We start from the raw sequence: 19,562 nt of genomic DNA on the forward strand, positions 1-19,562 counted from the left end.
ACATGCTCAATACCGACACCTTCTTCGGCGGCGCGCCGGAAGTGAACGCGTCGGCCCCCGGGCGCGTCAACCTGCTGGGCGAACATACCGACTACAACGACGGCTTCATGCTGCCGGTTGCGACCCCGCAACGCACGCTGGTGGCGATGAGCCGCAGCGGCGACGACCATTTCCATTTCTATTCGCCGACTTTCGACAACACCGTCACCTTCGCCTACGAGGGCAATGCGCCGCAGGGCTTCGGCAGCTATATCGAGGGCTGCATCCGGCTGGTGCAGGCGGAGGGCATCGAGGTGCCGCCGCTGCGCATCTATGTCGATACCAATTTGCCGGTGGGCTCGGGGCTGTCGTCGTCGGCCGCACTCGAGGTGGCGACGCTGCGCGCCATGCGCGCGCTGCTCGGCTTCGAACTCGACGACGTCAGGCTGGCGCAGATCGCCCAGCGCGCCGAAATCGAATACGCGCATGTGAACTGCGGGATCATGGACCAGATGGCGTCGAGCCTGGCCGACGAGACCAGCATGCTGTTCATCGACGCGCGCACGCTCGAACACCGCTTGGTGAAAATGCCGCCCGATACCGAATTGATCGTGGTTGATTCGGGCATCGCGCGCAAGCTCGCCGCCAGCAAGTACAACGAACGGCGCGCCGAGTGCGAGGAAGCCTCGCGCAAGCTGGGCGTGCGGGCGCTGCGCGACGTGACCGATCCATCCACCGTGGAGGATCTGCCCTCGCCGCTGCGCGAGCGCGCCCGCCACGTGGTGCAGGAAAATTTACGCGTGCTCGAAGCGGCGGACGGCGTCAGCGCCGAGCGCTTCGGCGAACTGATGAACGCCTCGCACTTCAGCCTGCGCGACGATTACGAAGTATCGATCCCCGAGCTCGACGACCTGTGCGAGCAGTTGCGCGCCCAGCCCGGCGTGCTCGGGGCGCGCCTGACCGGCGCCGGATTCGGCGGCGCCTGCGTGGCCTTGTGCCGGGCAGGGCAGGCGCAAGAAGCGGCCGCCGCCGCGCTGGCGGCCTATAACGAACATGGACGAGAGGGCCGGATACTGGTTCCGGTCCCGACTGAACAGAAAGGACAACAATGAGTCAGTTTGAATACCCCCGTCCCCAGCTGGTGCGCGACAACTGGATCAATTTGAACGGACAATGGCGCTTCTGCTTCGACGACGAGCTGGTCTACCGGCTGCCGGACAACGCACCCGAGTGGACCCACGACATCAACGTGCCCTTCGCGGTCGAAACAGAACTGAGCGGCATCCAGGATACCGGCTTCCACCGCGCGGTCTGGTATGAGCGCGAATTCGAGCTCGCCCCCAACGACAAGCGCACCATCCTGCATTTCGGCGCGGTCGACTACAGCGCACGCGTCTGGGTAAACGGCCGCCTGGTGGCCGAGCACGAGGGCGGCCACACGCCCTTCCAGGCCGACATCACCGGCGCCATGAACGAGAACGGCAGGCAGGTGGTGACCGTGTTCGTCGAGGACGACCCGGCCGACCTGGCCAAGCCGCGCGGCAAGCAGGACTGGCTGCTCGAGCCGCACTCGATCTGGTATCCGCGCACCACCGGCATCTGGCAGACCGTCTGGGTCGAGCAGGTGGAAGACACCTATATCGCCTCGCTGCGCTGGACCCCGATTTTCGAAACCTATGAAATCGGCTGCGAGGTGTTTGCCGCCGGCCATACCCACCAAGACCTGTTCGTCGAGGTCAAGATCTGGCACGGCGAGCAATTGCTGGCAGACGATTACTACAAGCTGCTGGGCGGCGAAGCCAACCGCAAGATCGCCTTGTCCGACCCGGGCATCGACGATTCGCGCAACGAGATCCTGTGGAGCCCGGAGCGTCCGACCCTGCTCGACGCCGAGGTGACGCTGCGCTGCGGCGACCAGATCCTGGACCGCATCCGCTCGTACACGGCGCTGCGCTCGGTCTCGATCAACCGCGACCGCTTCATGCTCAATGGGAGGCCTTACCAGCTGCGCCTGGTGCTCGACCAGGGCTACTGGCCCGAATCCTTCATGACGGCGCCCTCGGACGCGCACTTGAAGCGCGACGTGGAACTGGTCAAGCTGATGGGCTTCAACGGCGTGCGCAAGCACCAGAAGATCGAGGACCCGCGCTTCCTGTACTGGGCCGACAGGCTGGGCCTGCTGGTGTGGGAAGAGATGCCGTCCGCCTACCGCTTCAGCTCGCGGGCCATCACGCGCATGGTGCGCGAATGGACCGAGGCGATCCAGCGCGACTACAGCCACCCCTGCATCATCGTCTGGGTGGCCTTCAACGAGTCGTGGGGGGTGCCGAACCTGACCCTGACCCAGGCGCACCGCAATGCGGTCGAGGCGCTGTATCACCTGACGCGCACGCTCGATTCGACGCGGCCGGTGATCGGCAACGATGGCTGGGAAGCCTCGGCCACCGACATCCTCGGCATTCACGATTACGACTGCGACCCGGAAAAGGTGCAGGCGCGCTATGCAGTCACCGACCCGGTGCGGACTCTGTTCGATCAACGGCGTCCAGGCGGACGCATCCTGACGCTCGATGGTTTCCCGCACCGCGGCCAGCCGATCGTGCTCACCGAGTTCGGCGGCATTGCCTACGATCCGAAGCAGAATCCGGATGCCGACAAGACGACCTGGGGCTATTCGCGCGCGCATAGCGCCGAGACCTATTCGTCGCTCTACCGCAGGCTGCTGCAGGTGGTGAACGAAACCTTCATGTTCAGCGGATTCTGCTACACGCAGTTCACCGATACCTTCCAGGAAGCGAACGGCCTGCTCAACGCCGACCGCACGCCGAAGCTGCCGCTGGAGGTCATCAGCGCCGCCACGCGCAACGTGCCGCTGCAGAAGAAGGATATCGAGACGGAAGGGGATGGCTTGCCGGGTGGGACGGGCATGCCGTAAGCAGGCAGGTTCGCGAAGGCGCATCCTGCTCGGGGTGCGTCTCGCTGATTGTACGAACGCGCATCGGATGGTGCGCGTTTTTTTATGCCGTTCAGCGGTCGCTACGGGAAACCGGCAGGCAGCCGGCGTGAGCCCGGCCACTGCCAGGCCCCGCATGCTGCATGCGCGGACGCTGAGGCTAGCGCTGGATGACGCCGCTGGTGACGTTCACCCGGTCGCCGCTGCGGAAGTCGGGCGTGGTGTTTTGCGTGACGACCTGGGTGCTGCCGTCGTCCATGCGCACGGTGACGCGGTAGGAGGTAGAGCTGCCGGTGGCGCCGGCTGCTCCGCTGGCGCCCGTGCTGCCGGCGCTGCCCGAGCTGCCTGCGCTGCCGCTGGCGCGCGGGATGACCTCGATTGCCAGCACGGTGCTGTTCGGACTTGCGCTGGCGGTGCTGGCCGCGCCAGCCTGCGCGCCGGTGGCGCCCATGCTGCCCGTGCTGCCGCTGGTGCCGGAAGTGCCGGACTGGTCCCAGCCGGTCGAGCCGGTGCTGCTGCTGCCGGACGTGCCGGAGCTGCCGCTGCTGCCCGAGCTGCCGGCGTCGGCGGGATCGGTGGTGCTGCTGGAACCGGTGGTGCCCGTGGCGCCGCCCGTGCTGCCGGACATGCCGCCGCTGGTGGATGACTCGCCGCTCTTGTCGCCCTGCGTGCTGGCGCACCCGGACAGGCCCAGCGCCACAGCCAGCAAGCCCGCCAGGATCACGCTCTGGGGTTTTTGCTTCATGGTTAACTCCTTGTAATGGATGTTCAGTGGGATGCGTGACGATGCAGCGTGCCACCTCTGGTAAGAGGCGGAAAGCGCGTCAGCGTTCCAGCTGAACCGGGTAAAACCTGAGCTGTATCAAAAAGGCGATGAGGCCGGCGGAATTTTCCAGACCGCGCTTGTCAGCGCGGGCGCACCGGGTCGCGTTGCGGCAGGAGCATGGCCAGCAGGGTGCTGGTCAGCAGTGCGGCGGTGACGTCGACCATCCAGTCGCGTATGTCGCCCGAGCGGTAGGGCAGGAAGCTTTGCACCAGTTCGTCGCCAGCGCCCATCAGGGCGATCGCCAGCACGGCCTTGACGGCGCGCACCGGTCCGCTTCCCGTGCTGCCGAGGAACCACAGCAGGGTCAGGGCGGCATAGGTCAGGCCATGCAGCACGACGCCCGGCGCGTATTCGCCGATCCCGGCGCGCGCGCCGGGAATCGAACCGGCGACGATCACGCCCGCATAGACCACCAGGGCCAGGCCGAGGCGGGCGCTGCGCAGGCGGGGGTCGAGCAGGAGGTAGGACAGGATGGCTGGCATGACGTTGAGGCGTTGGCAAACGCCAAAGATACCATGCCTGCCGGCTAAGCGGCCACACCCGTCCTGCTGATCAGATCGTCAGCGCCGGGGCGCCGTTGGTGTAATGCGCGTCGAAGCAGCTCTCGCAATCGGCGCAAAAGAGGTGCGCCATGCGCACACTGGTCTGGCGCAGCACGAGCTTGAGGTGGCTGTGCCGGCATTTGGGGCAGGTTTCGCGCACGCTGCCGAAGGTCAGCAAATCCAGCGGCATGCTCGCGTCATCGGGCTGGTCGATGACGGCCAGGGGATTGAGCTCGACGAGGACCAGGTTGCCGTCGGCATCGTGACGGCGGCACATGACTGGCTCGGGCGGATGCGAATATGACTCGGATGCACGTAAACTCATAGGACAGGCTCCCTGTTATCGTGTGGTCCGGCACCCTACGGATGAGAAAAAGCAGGGCGGGAGCTTCATCATAGCCAAATTTCGCGCAGCTTCAAGCCTTGTGACCGGATTTATGTTGGCATGTTGTACATATGAAAAAAATGCCCGCCAGGAGCTGGCGGGCACAACCCAAGATCGGGCCAAGAGACGCGTGTTCGGTGGGTGTGCTGCACGTAGGTGCAACACACCTGCTGGGATCACGCATATCGGTTGCGTGTATCGCAGTAGATTCAAAGTATATGGGCTTATTGTGACCACGCCGTGACCTGGATCAAACGTCAACGGGGCTAGGCGAACCCTTCCGGCATAGCGCGATCTCAACAAAGTCGCGCAGGACGCGCGCCGCTTCAGGCCGTACAGGGTGCCTTGCAGGTACTTATTTCTGGGCAAAAAAAAGCCCGCTCGAGGCGGGCTTAAAACTATTTTCTTGGAGGAGAATAGTGGAGACAGGTGCGATTATGTTGCGTTGCCAAATATATGTCCAATTGCGAGTTTTGATACCAGACATTGATATTCCGCATATCTCCAGCTGATTCTTCCGGCTGGCGGCGCTTATTCGCGTACGGGAACCGTGTAGTTCAGCGCCATGCGTCCACCGTCGGCATACAGGGTCTGGCCGGTCATGTACGAAGCGTCGCTGCTCGCCAGGAAGGCGGCGATCGAGGCGATTTCTTCCGGTTCGCCGCAGCGGCCGAGCGGGGTGCGCGACAGGATGGTGTGGCGCGCCTCCGGGCTGCCGAGCACGGCTTTCTTGGCCAGCTCGGTCAGGATCGTGCCGGGGCCGATCGCGTTTACGCGGATGCCGTGCTGGGCCAGGCTGATGGCGGTCACGCGCGTGAGCTGGTTCACGCCGCCCTTGGACACCACATACGGCACCTGGTTCGGGATGGTCAGCTCGGCATTGACGCTCGACATATTGATGATGCAGCCGCTCTGGCGTTTCACCATCTCGCGGGCGGCAGCCTGGCTGCACAAAAACATCGACTTCAGGTTAATCCGCAGCACGCGGTCGAAATCGTCTTCCGTCAGGTCGAGGAAATCGGCCGCATGGGTCACGCCCGCATTGTTGATGAGGATATCGACCTGGCCGAAGCTCGAGAGCGTGGCCGCGATCATTGCGTCGACCTCGGCCTTGATGCCGACGTCGGCCTGGTAGAAGCGCGCGGCCTCGCCCAGTGCGGCGGCAGCGGCGGCGCCTTCGGGGCGGATATCGACGAGCATCACGCGCGCGCCTTCCTGCACCAGGCGCTGGGCGCAGGCAAGGCCGATCCCCTGGCTGGCGCCGGTGATGATTGCGGTTTTGTCGGCTAGTCTCATGGCGGGCTTTCGTAATGGGCAAACGGCAATTGTAGCGAATCGGCGCCTTGACGGCGGACGGAGCAGGCTTGCTGCATCAATCAGGCCGCGAGTTCGCGCAGCACGTCTTCCGTGCTGCGCACCCCAAAGGCAGGAAGCGCGCCTGGAAGCGAGCGGCATGTCTCACACATGCCTGTAGAAGAAGGTGGTGGCGCACAACTGGCCGTTCGGCATCAGCGCATAGTCCGGCACCACGCCGACCCGCTGCCAGCCCAGGCGCTCGTACAGGCGGGCCGCGCCGGCATCGGCGGTGTCGAGCACCAGCACGTTTCGGCCCTGCGTGCGGGCGGCGTCTTCCACCGCCTGCATCAGGCGCTGGCCGATGCCGCAATTGCGGGCGCGGCGGTGCACCAGCAGCTTGGCGACGTCGGCGCGGTGCGGCTGGTTCTCGGGCATGCCGGTAAGCAGCTGGACGGTGCTGGCGATGCCGTGAGCGTCCTCGGCCACCAGCAGCGTGCGCTCGCCGCGGGCCACCCCATCGGCCACGTCCTGCCAGAAGCGCAGCGCGGTCTCGCGCTGCATGGGCAGCATGAAGCTTACCGATGCCCCGCCTTCGACGCAGTCGAGCAGCAGGTCGGCCAGTTGCCCGGTGCAGGCTGCCGCCTCGCCCGCATCAAGCCGGCGCACGCGATAAGGGTTCGTCATTCTTCTTTCCTTGGAGGTTTGTGCGCCTGCGAGACCAGGGCGACGAGGTAGCGCGCCGGAACATCGGCCGGGTTGTGGAAGACGATCGGCTGGTCGAGCCGCATGCCGATGCAGTCGCCCGTGGCGAGGCGCCAGGGGGTGTCGCCCACGGTCAATTCCATCGTGCCTTCGATGATCCAGACCTGCTGGTAGACATCGACGTTGCGCGCCGCCGTTTCGTAGGCCACGCGCTGCCGCGCAGGAAAATCGACTTCCACCAGCTGGATCGGCGAATACGCGGCGGGTGAAAGCTGATGGCGCACATAGCCGGACCCCGGGTCGGTCCACACCGGCTGGTCCTGGCGGCGCGATAAGGGGGAGGGCGCAGCACGGGGCTGTTCGAAGAGCGAGGCAAGCGTGACGCCGAGCGCGGCGCTCAGCTTGTCGAGCACGGTGGCGGTCGCGCTGCTTTCGCCGCGCTCGATGAGCGAGATGGTCGAACGGCTGACGCCGCTCCGGTCGGCCAGGGCCGCCAGCGTCAGGCCCTGCGCAGCGCGCAGTTCACGCAGGCGGGAAGCGATGAGTTCATTGATGTCCATGACATCCAGTATATAGGATTGAAGAATCCCGTATACTGGATTTTTTGACGTTTGCCGAAGCGGGTGCTTACAGCATCAGTGGCTGATCCGGCAATTCGTTTGCCCGCGAGCCATTGGCCGGGAAGTGGGTGCGCAGCAGTTCGTTCACCTGCTTGACGGCCGCCAGCGTCGCATCATGGAACTGGCCCGCCTTGAAGCCGGCGGTCATGGTCTGGCACACCGCCTGCCAGGTGGCGCTGTCGATCTTGCGGTCGATGCCGCGGTCGGCCACGATGTCCACCTTGTGCTCGGCCAGGTTCACGTAGATGAGCACGCCGCAATTGTCTTCCGTGTCCCAGAGGCCATAGTCGGCGAACAGCGCCAGTGCGCGCTGGCGGTTGGTGACGCCATCCCAGGCATCGTCGAAGGGCAGGGCCTTCTCGACGATCAGGCGGACTTCGCCGCGGTGGGTTTGTTCGCCGGCCGTGATGGCTTCGCTGAGGGCGCTGAGCGTCGCTTCAGGGAAGGCCCGTTTGGCTTCGGCGCTGCTGCTGGTGAGGTGGCGCCATGCGCGCCCAATGCTGTGTCCCATACCCATTACCAATCTCCCGAGGCGCCGCCGCCGTCAAAGCTGCCGCCGCCGCCGGAAAAGCCGCCGCCACCGAATCCGCCACCACCACCGCTGAAGCCGCCGCCGCCGCGGCCAAGGCCGCCGAGGACATTGCCGAGGATGATGCCGGTTGCAACATTGCCCAGGCCACTGCTGCTACGGCCCCAATGACCCGGAGAGAGCCGGCTGCGGCGCGGGCGGAAGATCGAGCGCAGCAGGGTAAAACCAATCACGATTGCCAGAATGGTGAACATCGAAAAACCTCCTCCTCCGCTATCTTGCTGGAGCTGGCCCGGCGGCACCTGCCGTTGTGCCGGAGCCGGAAAGGCTTCCTTGTTCAGCACTGTGGCGATGGCGCCGACGCCAGCCACCAGTCCTTCGTAGTAATGGTTCTGGCGAAAATGCGGCGCGATCACATCTTGCAGGATGCGTTTCGATTGCGCGTCGGTGAGCACGCCCTGCACGCCGCGCCCGGCTTCGATGCGCAGCCGGCGCAGCGCGCTCGGGTTATCCCGCGCCACCATGAGCAGCACGCCATCGTCGACGCCCTTGCGGCCCAGCTTCCAGGCGTCCGAGACGCGGATGCTGTACTGCTCGATCGCTTCGGGCTCGGTCGACTTGACCAGCAGCACGGCGATCTGGCTGCCGGTGCGGGCCTCGTAATCGGCCAGCACGGCGGTGAGCCGCTCGCGCTGGGCGGCGTCGAGCATGCCGGCCTGGTCCACCACGCGGCCGCTCAGCGCCGGGACCGGCTTGAGCTGGGCGAATGCCGGGCTGGCCAGCACGCAGGCGAGCAGCAGGGCCCAGATCGAGTGCAGGAAATGGCCCTTTGAAAACGCGCGCATCGTTTATTTGCCGAAGTTGACCGACGGAGCAGTCGAGATCGCTTTTTCGTTCTCGACCGTGAACGACGGCTTGGTTTCGTAGCCGAAGACCATGGCGGTCAGGTTGTTCGGGAACTGGCGCACCGAAACGTTATAGTCTTGCACCGCCGCGATATAGCGCTGGCGCGCCACCGTGATGCGGTTTTCGGTGCCTTCGAGCTGCGACTGCAGGTCGCGGAAGCTGGTGTCGGCCTTCAGGTCAGGATATTTTTCCGAGACCACCATCAGGCGCGACAGCGCGCCGGACAGTTCGCCCTGCACCTGCTGGAATTTCTTGAAGGCTTCCGGATTGTTCAGCACTTCCGGCGTGATCTGGAAACTGGTGGCGGCCGCGCGGGCGCGTGTCACGGCCTCGAGCGTTTCGCGCTCGTGCGAGGCATAGCCCTTGACGGTATTGACCAGGTTCGGGATCAGGTCGGCACGGCGCTGGTACTGGTTGACCACTTCGCCCCAGGCCGCCTTGGTCGCTTCGTCCTTGGTCTGGAATTCGTTATAGCCGCAGCCGGACAGCAGCGAACCGGTGAGGATGGCCAGGGCCAGGGTACGGGTCCAACGGGAGAAGAAAGTAAAGGTCATAATTAATAATCCGCAGCAAGTTGTCGAATAATCAAAATATACATGATGTAAAGATTTTTTGGCGCATCATCGGGGCGCGGGACGGCCTGCGAAGCCGGCGGGTACAATATTGGGTTTGCAATAATCGACCGACAAGGGGCCTAGAGTGAATTTCATCGACAAACTTTCCGCTGCATGGACCCGCAACGATTCGCTGCTGTGCGTCGGGCTCGACCCGGACCTGGCGCGTTTCCCGGCCCACTTGCAGGGCCAGCCGGACGCCATCGTTCAGTTCTGCAAGGCCATCATCGACGCGACCGCCGACCTGGCCTGCGCCTTCAAGCCGCAGATCGCGTACTTCGCGGCGCTCGGCGCGGAGAGCCAGCTGGAAGAAATCTGCAGCTACCTGCGCACGAATTATCCGCACATTCCGCTGGTGCTCGACGCCAAGCGCGGCGACATCGGCGCCACCGCCCACCAGTACGCCCGCGAAGCCTTTGACCGCTACGGCGCGGACGCGGTGACCGTCAATCCCTACATGGGCTTCGATTCGGTCGAGCCTTACCTGGAGTGGGCCGACCGCGGCGTGATCGTGCTGTGCCGTACCTCGAACGCGGGCGGCTCGGACCTGCAATTCCTCGACGTCGGCGGGCGGCCGCTGTACCAGCACGTGGCGCAACTGGTGGCGGACAAGTGGAACCGCAATGGCCAGCTGGCGCTGGTGGTGGGAGCGACCTTCCCGGAAGAAATCGCCGAGGTGCGCAAGCTGGTGGGAGACATGCCTTTGCTGATCCCGGGCGTGGGCGCGCAGGGCGGGGATGTGGAGGCGACGGTCAAGGCGGGCCGCACGCCAGGTGGCACCGGGATGATGATCAATTCGTCGCGGGCGATCTTGTATGCGGCGCCGCAGGAGGGGGAGGATTTCGCGGCTGCGGCGCGCAGGGTGGCGCGCGAGACGCGCGATGCGATCAACAAGGCGCGGGGGTAAGGAGGCGCTGGTGAAGCGCGAGCACCCTCAATACCGCTCCGGCGCAATCAACTCCACATAGTCGTACAGCGCCCCCAGGATCTCCTCGGCCCGCTCGTCCGCCGTCTCCGACAGCGCATCGATTTCCCCGAACAGCTGGTCCACCGTACGCGCACCGCCGGCGCCGTCGAACAGGCGCGCGGCGCGGTGCTCTTCCCACTGCTGCGCTTCCTCGGCCGACAAGGTTTGCGGGAAGTTGCGCGCGCGGTAGCGGAAGAACAGTTCGGCCAGGCGCTCGTCCTCGAACGAGGGCCGCATGCCGGCCAGCGCCGCCGGTTTTTCGTGGCGCAGCGATTCGAGCTTGCGGCGGTCGCCGTTGCCAACGAAACCGCCGTACAGGTCTTCGTCCACGTCCACTTCAACGGTCGAGGCCGGCTTCTGGAATACCTGCGCCCAGATCGCCGTCATGTTGCGTCCGTTCGCCGCCAGCGCCGCATGGGCGCGCCCGCGCTCCAGGTCGATGTCCCAGCGCGCGGCCGCGGCCGGCTGCAGCGTCTTGAGGTTACCGACCAGCATGGGCGATTTGTTCAGGTGCACGCTCTTGATCGGCAGGCGGGTCACGCCTTCGGGCAGGTCGGCGCTGCGGGTGAACATGCGCAGGCGGATCGTTTCGACGTCGAGCGTGAACAATTCGGACGGATCGTGGCGGCAGTCCCACACCAGGATCTCGTTCTTGTTGGTCGGATGCTGGGCCAGCGGCCAGACCAGGCCCAGACAACCGTACTCGACCGGGAACATGCCGGACACGTGCAGGAAGGGCTGGCGCTGGCTCGGCTCCAGGTGCAGGCCCATTTCGGCGGCCACGCGGTCCTTGCGGCGCAGTTCCAGGCAGAAGTCGAACAGCTTCGGCTGTTTTTGCCGGATCAGGCGGGCCAGCGCGATGGTGGCGCGCACGTCCGACAGCGCGTCGTGCGCCGCCTCGTGCACCAGGCCGTTGGCGGTGGTGAGGTGTTCCAGCCGGAAGCTCGGCTTGCCGTCTTCGCGCGAAGGCCATTCGATGCCCTCCGGGCGCAGCGCATACACCATGCGCACCACGTCCAGCAGGTCCCAGCGGCCGCAGCCGTTCTGCCATTCGCGCGCATACGGGTCGATCAGGTTGCGCCAGAACAGGTGGCGCGTGACCTCGTCGTCGAAGCGGATCGTGTTGTAGCCCACGCCGATGGTGCCGGGCTCGCTGAAGGCGGCCTCGACTTGGTGCGCGAACTCGTGCTCGGGCACGCCCCGTTCCAGGCAGTGCTGGGGCGTGATCCCGGTGATCAGGCAGGATTGCGGGTCGGGCAAGAAATCCGGCGCCGGCTGGCAATACAGCATGACCGGTTCGCCGATCTCGTTGAGGTCGGCGTCGGTGCGGATGGCGGCGAACTGGGCCGGGCGGTCACGGCGCGGGACCGCGCCGAAGGTTTCATAGTCGTGCCAGAGGAAGGTATGCGTGCTCATGTATTGTTATGGTGTTCGCCGCGACTGCGGCGGGCAGGCGCCATGGTGGCACAGAATGGGCGCGGCGTCAGCCGTCCCGCAGGCCCGTTTGCGCCGAACGCGGCTTCAGACGCTGACGCGGTCGCGGCCGGCTTCCTTGGCGCGGTAGAGCGCGGCGTCGGCGGCCGCCACCAGCGCGTGCTCGTCGCCGCCGTCCCCGAGGGTGGCCACGCCGAAGGAACCGGTGATATGGGGCATGGGCAGGCGCATGTCGGGGAAGACCATGGCCGCGCGCAGGCGCTCGGCCAGGCGTTCGGCCACCATTTCCGCCAGCCCCAGGTGGGTGTCCGGCAAGACCGCCATCAATTCCTCGCCACCATAGCGCACGGCAAAGTCCGATGGCCGCAGCGAATCGCGGATCACGCCGGCGGCGCTCGACAAGGCCGCGTCGCCCGCGACGTGGCCATGGGTGTCGTTGAAGCGCTTGAAATGGTCGAGGTCGATCATGATGACCGACAGCGGGCTGCCGTCCTGATGGGCGCGGGCCGCGAGCTTGGGCAGCATTTCATTGAGCCAGGCGCGGTTGTACAGGCCGGTGAGGGCGTCGTTGAGCGAGAGCTGGCGGTAGAACTCGCCGAGCTTCTGGCGCCGGCGCAACAGGACGTTGGCGGCGCGCACCCGGAAGGACAGCAGGCGCAGCAGGTTGCGCGCCAGCACGTTCGAGCGGTCGATCAATTGCCACACCAGTTCCGGCTCAATCACCAGCAGCTCGCTGTCCTCGAGCGCCGTCATCGCCGCCAGATTCACCGCGTCGTCGAGCACCGCCTGCTCGCCGACACTTTCGCCGGGCAATACCCGGGTGATGCCGCTGTCTTCATGGCCGCTGTGCGCATCCGGCGCCACTTCCAGCGAGCCCGACAGCACGATATACAGGCGCGCGCGCAAGCCGTCCTCGACCCGCTCGCCGGCCGCCACCCGCACGATGGCGCAAGGGGCGAGCGCCTTTGTTACGGCCGGGTCGTCGGCGTCGCGGAACAATTGCAGGTCGCGCACGGCGTAGCGGGATGCACCGAAGGTGCCGATCGGGTTCACAGGGTGTCGGGAAGAAATGTCATTACGACCTGGAATGATAACCCATTGCAATAGACGAGCGCGGGCTGGCGTTCCAGAAACAACAGTGGTCCAATAGCGGCCATGACGAATCCTGCCTCTCTCCCTCTGGTCGACGCCGCGGGCCACCCGCATCTTCCTGCGCCCGGCGCCCGTATCGTGTCGCTGGTGCCCTCGATTACCGAGCTGCTGTGCGACCTCGGCCTGGCCGGGCAATTGGTCGGCCGCACGGGATTTTGCATCCATCCGCGCGCGGCGCTGGAGGCCATCCCGAAAATCGGCGGCACCAAGGATGTGAACATCGAGAAAATCCGCAAGCTCGCGCCGACCCATCTCGTGGTGAACATCGACGAGAACGAGAAGCCGACGGTGGAGAAACTGGCGGAATGCGTGCCGAACATCGTGGTCACGCACCCCTTGGTTCCGCGCGACAACCTGGCGCTGGCGCGGCTGATGGGCGGGATCTTCGGCCGGGAGGAAGCGGCGGAGAAGTGGTGCGCCGCCTTCGAGCAGGAATACGCGGCCCTGCGCGCGCTGCCCACAGCCCCGCCGCGCACCGTGCTGTACTGCATCTGGCAGGACCCGTGGATGAGCGTTTCCAGCGGCACCTATATCGCCGCCATGCTGGGGGAACTGGGCTGGACGGTGCCAACCCTCGGCGCGGCGCGCTATCCGTGCTTCGACTGGACCGAGGCACTGGTCGGCCAGCTCGATGCGGTCCTGCTGTCCACCGAACCCTACCGTTTCACGGAAGCGCATGCGGATGCGCTCGAGAAGCAGCTCGGCATCCCGGTCTTCCTGGTCGATGGAGAAATGATGTCGTGGTACGGCAGCCGCGCACTGGCAGGCTTGCGCTATTTGCGCACGCTGAGGGCGATGGTGGAAGGCGAAACGGGATACTAGTGCGCACGCCCAGGAGCCGGGCGTGCGCGTGATGCGGGATTACGAGTCGGTCAGATGCTTGTCGGACAGCGGATCGATATCTTCGTCGATCGCCACCGCGGCCGGTGCGTGCTTGTTCTTGTCTGCCAGGCGGCCGAGGGCGCTGTCAAGGGCGCGGGCCAGCTTGCCGCCGGCGTTCTTGATCGACTGGTGCAGTTCGGTCGAGTGCTCATGCACGACGATCGGCTGGTAGCCGGCAACGCGCGCTTCCATCATGCAGTAATTGCCGCCGTCGGCATGCTTTTCCTTGTTCTCGTCGCTCAGGTGCACGTCGACGCGGGTGACCTGTTCGCCGAAACGGCCGATCGAGCTCTGGACCACGGATTCCACGTGTTCGTCCAGGCCCTGGTGTTTTTCAATGGTGTTGTCGGTATTTACATTGATTTGCATAAGATCGCTCCTGTTGTCATAACAACTACATCTTACATGCGGCGCTGAATTTGCCGCGTCCCGTTACGACACGTGGGGTCGTCCCGGCGGGTTGCAAGGGTGACCAGCTTGCACTTGCGCTCAGGGTTGCGCCAGATCCGCTTCGCTCGTAAACGCATCCGCAAAGAACTCGTCTTCCGGCAACCCGCACTGTGCCACGTAGTCGCGCCGCGCGGAATCGACCATGATGGGGGCGCCGCAGGCATAGACCTGGTGGCCAGACAAGTCCGGCAGGTCCTGCATCACGGCGGCGTGCACGTAGCCGCTGCGGCCCTGCCAGGCGTCGTCAGGCAGCGCATCCGAAATCACCGGCACGTACTGGAAGTCGGGCAGGGTGGTTTCCCAGGCGCGGCACAATTCGTCCATGTACAGGTCTTGCGGGCGGCGGCCGCCCCAGTACAGGTGCACGGGGCGGGTAGATTTCAGGTGCATCAGGTGCTCCACCAGGGCCTTGACCGGCGCGAAGCCGGTGCCCGAGGCCAGCAGCACGATCGGCTTGTTCGATTCTTCGCGCAGGAAGAAGGTGCCGAGCGGGCCTTCGAAGCGCAGGATGTCGCGCTCCTTCATGGCGCCGAAGACGTGGTCGGTGAACAGGCCGCCCTCCAGGTGTCGGATGTGCAGTTCGAGCGGGCCGGTAAACGACGGCGCGCAGGCGATGCTGTAGGCGCGGCGCTTGCCGTCCTTGAGCAGGAATTCGACATACTGGCCGGCGCGGTAGGCCAGGGCCTCGTTGGCCGGCAGCTGCAGGGTGACGATGGCGACGTCCGGCGCGGCCTTGCAGATGCCGGCGACCCGGGTCGGCATCTTGCGGATCGGGTATTCCGAACTGCCGCCCACTTCGCGCGCTTCGATCACCAGGTCGCCCTCGGGCACGGCGCAGCAGAACAGCGACATGCCGGCGGTTTTTTCGGTCTCACCCAGGGCGCGCTGCTGGTGCGGCTTGTGCTGAACGGAGCCATCGAGCACCTTGCCTTTGCAGGAACCGCAGGCGCCGTTCTTGCAGCCGTAGGGCAGGCCGATGCCGGCGCGGATGGCGGCGGACAGAACGGTTTCATCGGCCTCGCAGGTGAACTGGTGGCCGCTGGGCTGGACGGTGATCTGGAAGGTCATGCGGTGTCGATGGTTAAGGCCTGCGCGGGCAGGCGTTGATAGGGAAAACGGGTGGTGCGACAGGGCGGTATTCTACACCGCCGGTCTTTGCGCCGCGGCACGCCAGCCGCTGTGCTACATTGGCGCGCCCGGACTTTCCTTTTCTTCCCATGACCCGCTTTGCTGCATTCAACCGTCCGCGCCTGCTCATCGTCGGCTGCGGCGACGTCGGCATGCGCGTGCTGCCGCTGGTGCGCGGGCGCTGGCGCGTGTTCGCGCTCACCAGCCAGCCGGAGCGCTGCGCAGAATTGCGCGCCGCCGGCGCCGTGCCCATCGTGGCGGACCTCGACCGCCCGGACACTCTCGGGCGGTTGCGCGGCCTGGCCGACTGGGTGCTGCACCTGGCGCCGCCCCAGCCGGACGGCGTTGAAGACCGCCGCACGCGCCACCTGGTCGCGGCGCTCGGGCCGGCCGCGCGGCTGGCCTATGTGAGCACGAGCGGCGTCTACGGCGACTGCGGCGGTGAGCTGGTGCGCGAATCGCGCCCGGTGGCGCCGAAGAATGCGCGCGCCCGGCGCCGCGTGGACGCCGAGCGCGTATTGCGGGCCTGGGCCTTCGTCAACGGCACCCGGCTGGCGATCCTGCGCGCGCCCGGCATCTATGCGGCCGAGCGCCTGCCTTTCAGGCGCCTGGAGCTGGGCACCCCGGCATTGCGGGCGGAAGACGACGTCTACACCAACCATATCCATGCCGACGACCTGGCGCGGATCGCCGTGCAGGCGCTGTTGCGCACGCGCGGCGGGCGCGTGCTGCATGCGGTGGACGATACGCGCATGAAGATGGCCGACTATTTCGATGCGGTCGCCGACGCGTTCGGCATGCAGCGCCCGCCGCGGCTGGCGCGCGCCGCGCTGCAGGAGGTGGTCACACCGACGCTGCTGTCGTACATGTCCGAATCGCGCCGGCTGGACAATACGCGCCTGAAGCGCGAGCTGCGCATGCGGCTGCGCTATCCTGAGGTAACGGTGGCGCTGGAAGGCTTCGCCCGCGTACAATCACGCTCCCTGAAGGAGAACCAAGCATGACCTATGAAGAATACCTCGATGAAGTAACCACGCTGATCGTGGAGAAATACGGCATCACCGAAAACGCCGCGATCAAGATCGTGGTGCAGGCGCAGGACAAGGAATTCTTTGTCCCGCACGACGAGCAGCCGGACATGCGCACCATCGACCGCGCCCACCTCGACGCCCGCAAGCTGTTCGACGCCAGCGGCATGACCAAGGTTGTGCCAGGCAAGAAGAAGTAACTCCTCGATCGTTGCGCACGACGCTGCGAAAACGAAAAAACGGCCGGGTTGGCGCTTGTCGCCACCCCGGCCGTTGCTTTGACCGCATTCAGGCCGCGTGCGCCAGCGCCTTGCCTGGCGAAGAGCAGAATGCGTACGCCGCGGTGGCGGCTTCGCCTGGCTTGCCCGGCGAGGAGCAGAAGGCATATGCGGCGCTGCTCGCCTGGCCGGGCTTGCCTGGCGACGAGCAGAAGGCGTGCGCGGCGCTCGCGGTTACAAGTGGCTTGCCGGGCGACGAGCAGAATGCATATGCCGCATTGGCAGCGTCGCCCGGCTTGCCCGGCGAGGAGCAGAACGCATGCGCGGCGCTGGCGGTTGCACGTGGCTTGCCGGGCGACGAGCAGAATGCGTACGCGGCCTTGGCGGCAGGCCAGGCGCCGAATTCCGCTTCGTAGATATCGCGCATGCGTTCGCCGCCGGCAGCGTGCTCGCCTTCGTTCGCACCGGCGCCGATGCCGACGTACGGGTAGTGGTGCAGGAAGTAGCCGAACACCACTTCGCAGTCGGCCGCGTATTTCATGGTGTCGAGGATGTGGTAGTGCCAGAAGGTGTCGACATCGACGGTGGGCGATGCGCCCGCGTCCGGGTATTTCTTCATCAGGAACAGGAACCGGCGGTACTCCGCTTCCACGGCATCGGCACGCATGGCGGACCAGCCTTCACCGGACTGCACGTGCATCAGCTTCATCTTGATCGGAGCCAGATCGAGCGTTTCAAATGCTGCGAATTCGGTAGTCGACATGATTTTCACCTTTGGTTTTGGTATGTTTAATAAGGCACTTCTAATTATCCCTAGTGGTGGAGCGGTGCTTCAGAAGATCCCTCCTGATCAGGCTGTGCGGGTTAATCGGAAGCCAAGGCTTTCATCTTGACCGGTGGCAGTGATAAGAATTGTCCTGCGCGCGGTCATATTTAATGTTGAGTTCGATCAAGCAAGAAACTGCTGTGCAGAAACGCCACAACAAGCTCCAAACGCTGATGCGGGCAGGCACTCAGGCCAGCGCGGACAGCGTGAAATCGCTGTCGCGCGCCACGTGGCGCAGGCCCTGCCCGTCGCCGCGGATCGGGATCGTGACGACGATGGTGGTGCCGGTATGCGGGCCGCTGCTGATCGAGAAGCTGCCCCCGAGGATGTTGACGCGCTCCTCGATCCCCACCAGCCCGAACGAGCCATTGCGGTTGCGGCTGCCAGGCTCCATGCCGACGCCGTTGTCGCGGATCGTCATGGTCAGCATCCCCGCGTGCTCGTGCAGGTCGATCCGCACCTTGCTGGCGCGCGCGTGGCGCGCCACGTTGTTGAGCGACTCCTGCAGGATGCGGAACAGCGCGGTGGCGCAGTGGTCGTCCAGGTGGTGCTCGGTTTCGTCTTCCACCAGCTCGCATTCGATGCCGGTGCGGCGCGCGAAGTCCGCCACCTGCCAGTCCACCGCCGCGTTCAGGCCCAGGTCGAGCACGTTCGGCCGCAGGTCGTTGATGATCTGGCGCACGCTGCGGATGGTGACGTCGATCTGGCGCACGGTCGCGTCGGCGCGCTCGTGCAGGCGGCCATGGCGTCCGCGCGTGCGGTTGGCCAGGATCTCGGCCTCGATCTTCAGCGCCAGCAGGTTCTGCGCCAGCTCGTCGTGGATCTCGCGCGCGATGCGCTTGCGCTCGCCTTCCTTGATCTGTTCCGCATGCGCGGCCAGCAGCCGCAATTTCTCGTTGGTGGCCTGCAGCTTGCCCTGGCTGGCGCGCAGCTCGCGCGTCATGTCCTCGGCCATGCGCAAGGCGCTGCGGCGCGACGAGGCCATGGTCTGGAACAGCGCGTAGAGCAGGGCGGTGCTGAGCGTGCCCGCGAGCGCCGCCAGCCACGGGTAATACACGTCGAAACGCGTATACAGCGAGGCCTTGTCGATGCTGAAGTCGGCGCGCCACCGGCGTTGGTTGAATTCGATCGGCAGGCTGGCGCGCAGCACGGCGCCTTCCTGCCCGGCCGGCGCCGGATTCGGATCGCGCAAGCTCGCCTGGCTGTCGTAGAGGACGGCGTTGGGGCGTGCCTCGCCCGGCTCCGGCGGCATGTCGGTGAGGTCGGTGAGCACCAGGCGCGCGCCCTTGACGGGGAATTCGTCGAGCACCCCGTTGACCACCCTGTTGACGCCGAACCCGATCCCGACCGAGCCGATATAGGCGGCGCGGCGCTGGGGCACGGTGTCGATCGGCATGTCGCTGCGGTACACCGGCAGGCGCATCGCGAGCACGTTCTGGATCGGCCCCGGCATGATCCTGACGCGGAAACCCGAGGCGGCAATGGTGTTGTTGTCGCGCGAATCCGCAGCCGTGCGGCGGATGTAGCTGCGCGCTTCCAGGTCGAGGCCGAGCTTGTCGAGCGTTTGCGGGGTGGCCGGCTCCATGTAGACCAGGATCGTGTAGCTGTGGCGGCCGGGTATGGGACGCAGCTTCGTGGCAGGCTCGGGCATGCCGTGCTGGCGCAGGCGGCGGCGCACGTCCGCGTCCACTGCCGCCAGCTCATCCGGGCCGACGGTGCGCGCATAGTTCATGACCTCGATGCCGGGGAAGTTGCGGCGCGTGTCGAGCTGTTCGACATAGTGGCGGAATTCGTCGGCGCCGGCATCCGGATTTGCGCGGAACAGGCCGGCCGCACCGCGCAGCACGTCGGAATAGCTCTTGATGCGGGCGTCGATCGTGTACTGGGCGGCGCGCGCCATGCCGTGGAAACGCGTCTGCGTATCGCTTTCGATGGCTTCCGCGGTGGCGAGGTAAAGGCCGGCGCCAACGGCCAGGGACAGCAGCGCCCCGGTGAGCAGGGTCGTTGGCAGCCTGGCCAGAATGGCAGGGTGACGGCGGGAAGACATGATCCGTGGCCTCGCTTGCAAAGATGAAGTCGTCGTCTTTATGCGACAGACGTTCATACGCTAAGCGGGTTTAGGCGA

21 protein-coding genes are annotated in these 19,562 nt (G+C 65.7%); 6 read left to right on the forward strand and 15 right to left on the reverse strand.

Annotated features, from left to right (window positions below; genetic code table 11):
* The first annotated feature begins 2 nt into the window (after nucleotides 1–2).
* Complete coding sequence (galK, locus tag AC56LR_RS05750; protein ID WP_497128441.1) at nucleotides 3–1,091, forward strand: galactokinase; 1,089 nt, start codon at nucleotides 3–5, stop codon at nucleotides 1,089–1,091.
* Nucleotides 1,088–2,914, forward strand: a complete 1,827-nt coding sequence (locus AC56LR_RS05755) for a glycoside hydrolase family 2 protein (RefSeq protein WP_497128443.1) — start codon at nucleotides 1,088–1,090, stop codon at nucleotides 2,912–2,914. The genes galK and AC56LR_RS05755 overlap by 4 nt, the downstream gene beginning before the upstream one ends.
* Nucleotides 2,915–3,092: 178 nt before the next feature.
* Here AC56LR_RS05755 and AC56LR_RS05760 read toward each other — a convergent pair whose 3' ends face one another.
* The 9 genes from AC56LR_RS05760 to AC56LR_RS05800 all read right to left on the reverse strand — a co-directional run bounded on the left by AC56LR_RS05760 (nucleotide 3,093) and on the right by AC56LR_RS05800 (nucleotide 9,292).
* Nucleotides 3,093–3,677, reverse strand: coding sequence for a hypothetical protein (locus AC56LR_RS05760; RefSeq protein WP_497128445.1), 585 nt, complete (start codon nucleotides 3,675–3,677; stop codon nucleotides 3,093–3,095).
* Nucleotides 3,678–3,838: 161 nt separating this feature from the next.
* Entirely contained in the window at nucleotides 3,839–4,240 is a 402-nt protein-coding gene (locus AC56LR_RS05765; protein WP_497128447.1) for a VanZ family protein, read from the reverse strand.
* A gap of 70 nt (nucleotides 4,241–4,310) precedes the next feature.
* Nucleotides 4,311–4,577 (reverse strand): hypothetical protein, encoded by a 267-nt coding sequence (locus AC56LR_RS05770; protein WP_497128449.1) that lies wholly within the window; start codon nucleotides 4,575–4,577, stop codon nucleotides 4,311–4,313.
* Nucleotides 4,578–5,216: 639 nt separating this feature from the next.
* A complete protein-coding gene (locus AC56LR_RS05775) occupies nucleotides 5,217–5,981 on the reverse strand; it encodes an SDR family NAD(P)-dependent oxidoreductase (protein WP_497128451.1) in 765 nt (254 codons plus the stop codon).
* Nucleotides 5,982–6,143: 162 nt separating this feature from the next.
* On the reverse strand, nucleotides 6,144–6,665 hold the full coding sequence (locus tag AC56LR_RS05780; RefSeq protein ID WP_497128453.1) for a GNAT family N-acetyltransferase: 522 nt from the start codon (nucleotides 6,663–6,665) through the stop codon (nucleotides 6,144–6,146).
* Entirely contained in the window at nucleotides 6,662–7,243 is a 582-nt protein-coding gene (locus AC56LR_RS05785; RefSeq protein ID WP_497128455.1) for a helix-turn-helix domain-containing protein, read from the reverse strand. Before AC56LR_RS05785 ends, AC56LR_RS05780 begins: the two co-directional genes overlap by 4 nt.
* Before the next feature lie 67 nt (nucleotides 7,244–7,310).
* Complete coding sequence (locus AC56LR_RS05790; protein WP_497128457.1) at nucleotides 7,311–7,814, reverse strand: TPM domain-containing protein; 504 nt, start codon at nucleotides 7,812–7,814, stop codon at nucleotides 7,311–7,313.
* Between the two features lie 5 nt (nucleotides 7,815–7,819).
* On the reverse strand, nucleotides 7,820–8,677 hold the full coding sequence (locus AC56LR_RS05795) for a TPM domain-containing protein (protein WP_497128459.1): 858 nt from the start codon (nucleotides 8,675–8,677) through the stop codon (nucleotides 7,820–7,822).
* 3 nt (nucleotides 8,678–8,680) lie between these two features.
* Nucleotides 8,681–9,292 (reverse strand): LemA family protein, encoded by a 612-nt coding sequence (locus tag AC56LR_RS05800; protein WP_497128461.1) that lies wholly within the window; start codon nucleotides 9,290–9,292, stop codon nucleotides 8,681–8,683.
* Between the two features lie 145 nt (nucleotides 9,293–9,437).
* On the opposite strand from AC56LR_RS05800, the gene pyrF reads away from it, so the two are divergent.
* Nucleotides 9,438–10,259: an orotidine-5'-phosphate decarboxylase gene (pyrF, locus tag AC56LR_RS05805; RefSeq protein WP_497128463.1), complete on the forward strand. Its 822-nt coding sequence runs from the start codon at nucleotides 9,438–9,440 to the stop codon at nucleotides 10,257–10,259.
* A 27-nt stretch (nucleotides 10,260–10,286) separates the two neighbouring features.
* On the opposite strand, the gene sbcB is transcribed toward pyrF, so the two are convergent.
* A complete protein-coding gene (gene sbcB, locus AC56LR_RS05810) occupies nucleotides 10,287–11,735 on the reverse strand; it encodes an exodeoxyribonuclease I (RefSeq protein ID WP_497128465.1) in 1,449 nt (482 codons plus the stop codon).
* 105 nt (nucleotides 11,736–11,840) lie between these two features.
* The gene (locus AC56LR_RS05815) at nucleotides 11,841–12,806 is read right to left on the reverse strand and encodes a GGDEF domain-containing protein (RefSeq protein ID WP_497128467.1); all 966 of its coding nucleotides are present in this window, start codon (nucleotides 12,804–12,806) and stop codon (nucleotides 11,841–11,843) included.
* Between the two features lie 102 nt (nucleotides 12,807–12,908).
* On the opposite strand from AC56LR_RS05815, the gene AC56LR_RS05820 reads away from it, so the two are divergent.
* Nucleotides 12,909–13,727: a helical backbone metal receptor gene (locus tag AC56LR_RS05820; protein ID WP_497128469.1), complete on the forward strand. Its 819-nt coding sequence runs from the start codon at nucleotides 12,909–12,911 to the stop codon at nucleotides 13,725–13,727.
* 39 nt (nucleotides 13,728–13,766) lie between these two features.
* Here AC56LR_RS05820 and AC56LR_RS05825 read toward each other — a convergent pair whose 3' ends face one another.
* Together AC56LR_RS05825 and AC56LR_RS05830 are read right to left on the reverse strand one after the other, a co-directional pair.
* Nucleotides 13,767–14,156, reverse strand: a complete 390-nt coding sequence (locus AC56LR_RS05825; RefSeq protein WP_497128471.1) for an HPF/RaiA family ribosome-associated protein — start codon at nucleotides 14,154–14,156, stop codon at nucleotides 13,767–13,769.
* A 120-nt stretch (nucleotides 14,157–14,276) separates the two neighbouring features.
* Nucleotides 14,277–15,305 carry a CDP-6-deoxy-delta-3,4-glucoseen reductase gene (locus tag AC56LR_RS05830; RefSeq protein ID WP_497128473.1) on the reverse strand — a complete coding sequence of 343 codons (1,029 nt, stop codon included), beginning with the start codon at nucleotides 15,303–15,305 and terminating at the stop codon, nucleotides 14,277–14,279.
* Nucleotides 15,306–15,454: 149 nt separating this feature from the next.
* Between AC56LR_RS05830 and AC56LR_RS05835 the strand changes: the two genes are divergently transcribed.
* Both AC56LR_RS05835 and AC56LR_RS05840 read left to right on the forward strand, forming a co-directional pair.
* Nucleotides 15,455–16,369, forward strand: coding sequence for an SDR family oxidoreductase (locus AC56LR_RS05835; RefSeq protein ID WP_497128475.1), 915 nt, complete (start codon nucleotides 15,455–15,457; stop codon nucleotides 16,367–16,369).
* Nucleotides 16,366–16,593 (forward strand): hypothetical protein, encoded by a 228-nt coding sequence (locus AC56LR_RS05840; RefSeq protein WP_497128477.1) that lies wholly within the window; start codon nucleotides 16,366–16,368, stop codon nucleotides 16,591–16,593. Before AC56LR_RS05835 ends, AC56LR_RS05840 begins: the two co-directional genes overlap by 4 nt.
* Nucleotides 16,594–16,681: 88 nt before the next feature.
* Here AC56LR_RS05840 and AC56LR_RS05845 read toward each other — a convergent pair whose 3' ends face one another.
* The gene (locus tag AC56LR_RS05845) at nucleotides 16,682–17,374 is read right to left on the reverse strand and encodes a glycine-rich domain-containing protein (RefSeq protein WP_497128479.1); all 693 of its coding nucleotides are present in this window, start codon (nucleotides 17,372–17,374) and stop codon (nucleotides 16,682–16,684) included.
* 250 nt (nucleotides 17,375–17,624) lie between these two features.
* A complete protein-coding gene (locus tag AC56LR_RS05850; protein WP_497128481.1) occupies nucleotides 17,625–19,484 on the reverse strand; it encodes a sensor histidine kinase in 1,860 nt (619 codons plus the stop codon).
* Between the last annotated feature and the right edge of the window lie 78 nt (nucleotides 19,485–19,562).

Source organism: Telluria sp. ZT3P39, from assembly GCF_059685935.1.

Bases quoted from the DNA above. Each gene is read 5' to 3' on its own strand.
- AC56LR_RS05820 (WP_497128469.1), top strand. From the start codon at position 12,909: ATGACGAATCCTGCCTCTCTCCCTCTGGTCGACGCCGCGGGCCACCCG.
- AC56LR_RS05770 (WP_497128449.1), bottom strand. From the start codon at position 4,577: ATGTGCCGCCGTCACGATGCCGACGGCAACCTGGTCCTCGTCGAGCTC.
- AC56LR_RS05845 (WP_497128479.1), bottom strand. From the start codon at position 17,374: ATGTCGACTACCGAATTCGCAGCATTTGAAACGCTCGATCTGGCTCCG.
- galK (WP_497128441.1), top strand. From the start codon at position 3: ATGCTCAATACCGACACCTTCTTCGGCGGCGCGCCGGAAGTGAACGCG.
- AC56LR_RS05760 (WP_497128445.1), bottom strand. From the start codon at position 3,677: ATGAAGCAAAAACCCCAGAGCGTGATCCTGGCGGGCTTGCTGGCTGTG.
- AC56LR_RS05795 (WP_497128459.1), bottom strand. From the start codon at position 8,677: ATGCGCGCGTTTTCAAAGGGCCATTTCCTGCACTCGATCTGGGCCCTG.
- AC56LR_RS05850 (WP_497128481.1), bottom strand. From the start codon at position 19,484: ATGTCTTCCCGCCGTCACCCTGCCATTCTGGCCAGGCTGCCAACGACC.
- AC56LR_RS05800 (WP_497128461.1), bottom strand. From the start codon at position 9,292: ATGACCTTTACTTTCTTCTCCCGTTGGACCCGTACCCTGGCCCTGGCC.
- AC56LR_RS05785 (WP_497128455.1), bottom strand. From the start codon at position 7,243: ATGGACATCAATGAACTCATCGCTTCCCGCCTGCGTGAACTGCGCGCT.
- AC56LR_RS05765 (WP_497128447.1), bottom strand. From the start codon at position 4,240: ATGCCAGCCATCCTGTCCTACCTCCTGCTCGACCCCCGCCTGCGCAGC.
- AC56LR_RS05835 (WP_497128475.1), top strand. From the start codon at position 15,455: ATGACCCGCTTTGCTGCATTCAACCGTCCGCGCCTGCTCATCGTCGGC.
- AC56LR_RS05780 (WP_497128453.1), bottom strand. From the start codon at position 6,665: ATGACGAACCCTTATCGCGTGCGCCGGCTTGATGCGGGCGAGGCGGCA.
- AC56LR_RS05825 (WP_497128471.1), bottom strand. From the start codon at position 14,156: ATGCAAATCAATGTAAATACCGACAACACCATTGAAAAACACCAGGGC.
- AC56LR_RS05755 (WP_497128443.1), top strand. From the start codon at position 1,088: ATGAGTCAGTTTGAATACCCCCGTCCCCAGCTGGTGCGCGACAACTGG.
- AC56LR_RS05775 (WP_497128451.1), bottom strand. From the start codon at position 5,981: ATGAGACTAGCCGACAAAACCGCAATCATCACCGGCGCCAGCCAGGGG.
- AC56LR_RS05840 (WP_497128477.1), top strand. From the start codon at position 16,366: ATGACCTATGAAGAATACCTCGATGAAGTAACCACGCTGATCGTGGAG.
- AC56LR_RS05830 (WP_497128473.1), bottom strand. From the start codon at position 15,305: ATGACCTTCCAGATCACCGTCCAGCCCAGCGGCCACCAGTTCACCTGC.
- AC56LR_RS05790 (WP_497128457.1), bottom strand. From the start codon at position 7,814: ATGGGACACAGCATTGGGCGCGCATGGCGCCACCTCACCAGCAGCAGC.
- sbcB (WP_497128465.1), bottom strand. From the start codon at position 11,735: ATGAGCACGCATACCTTCCTCTGGCACGACTATGAAACCTTCGGCGCG.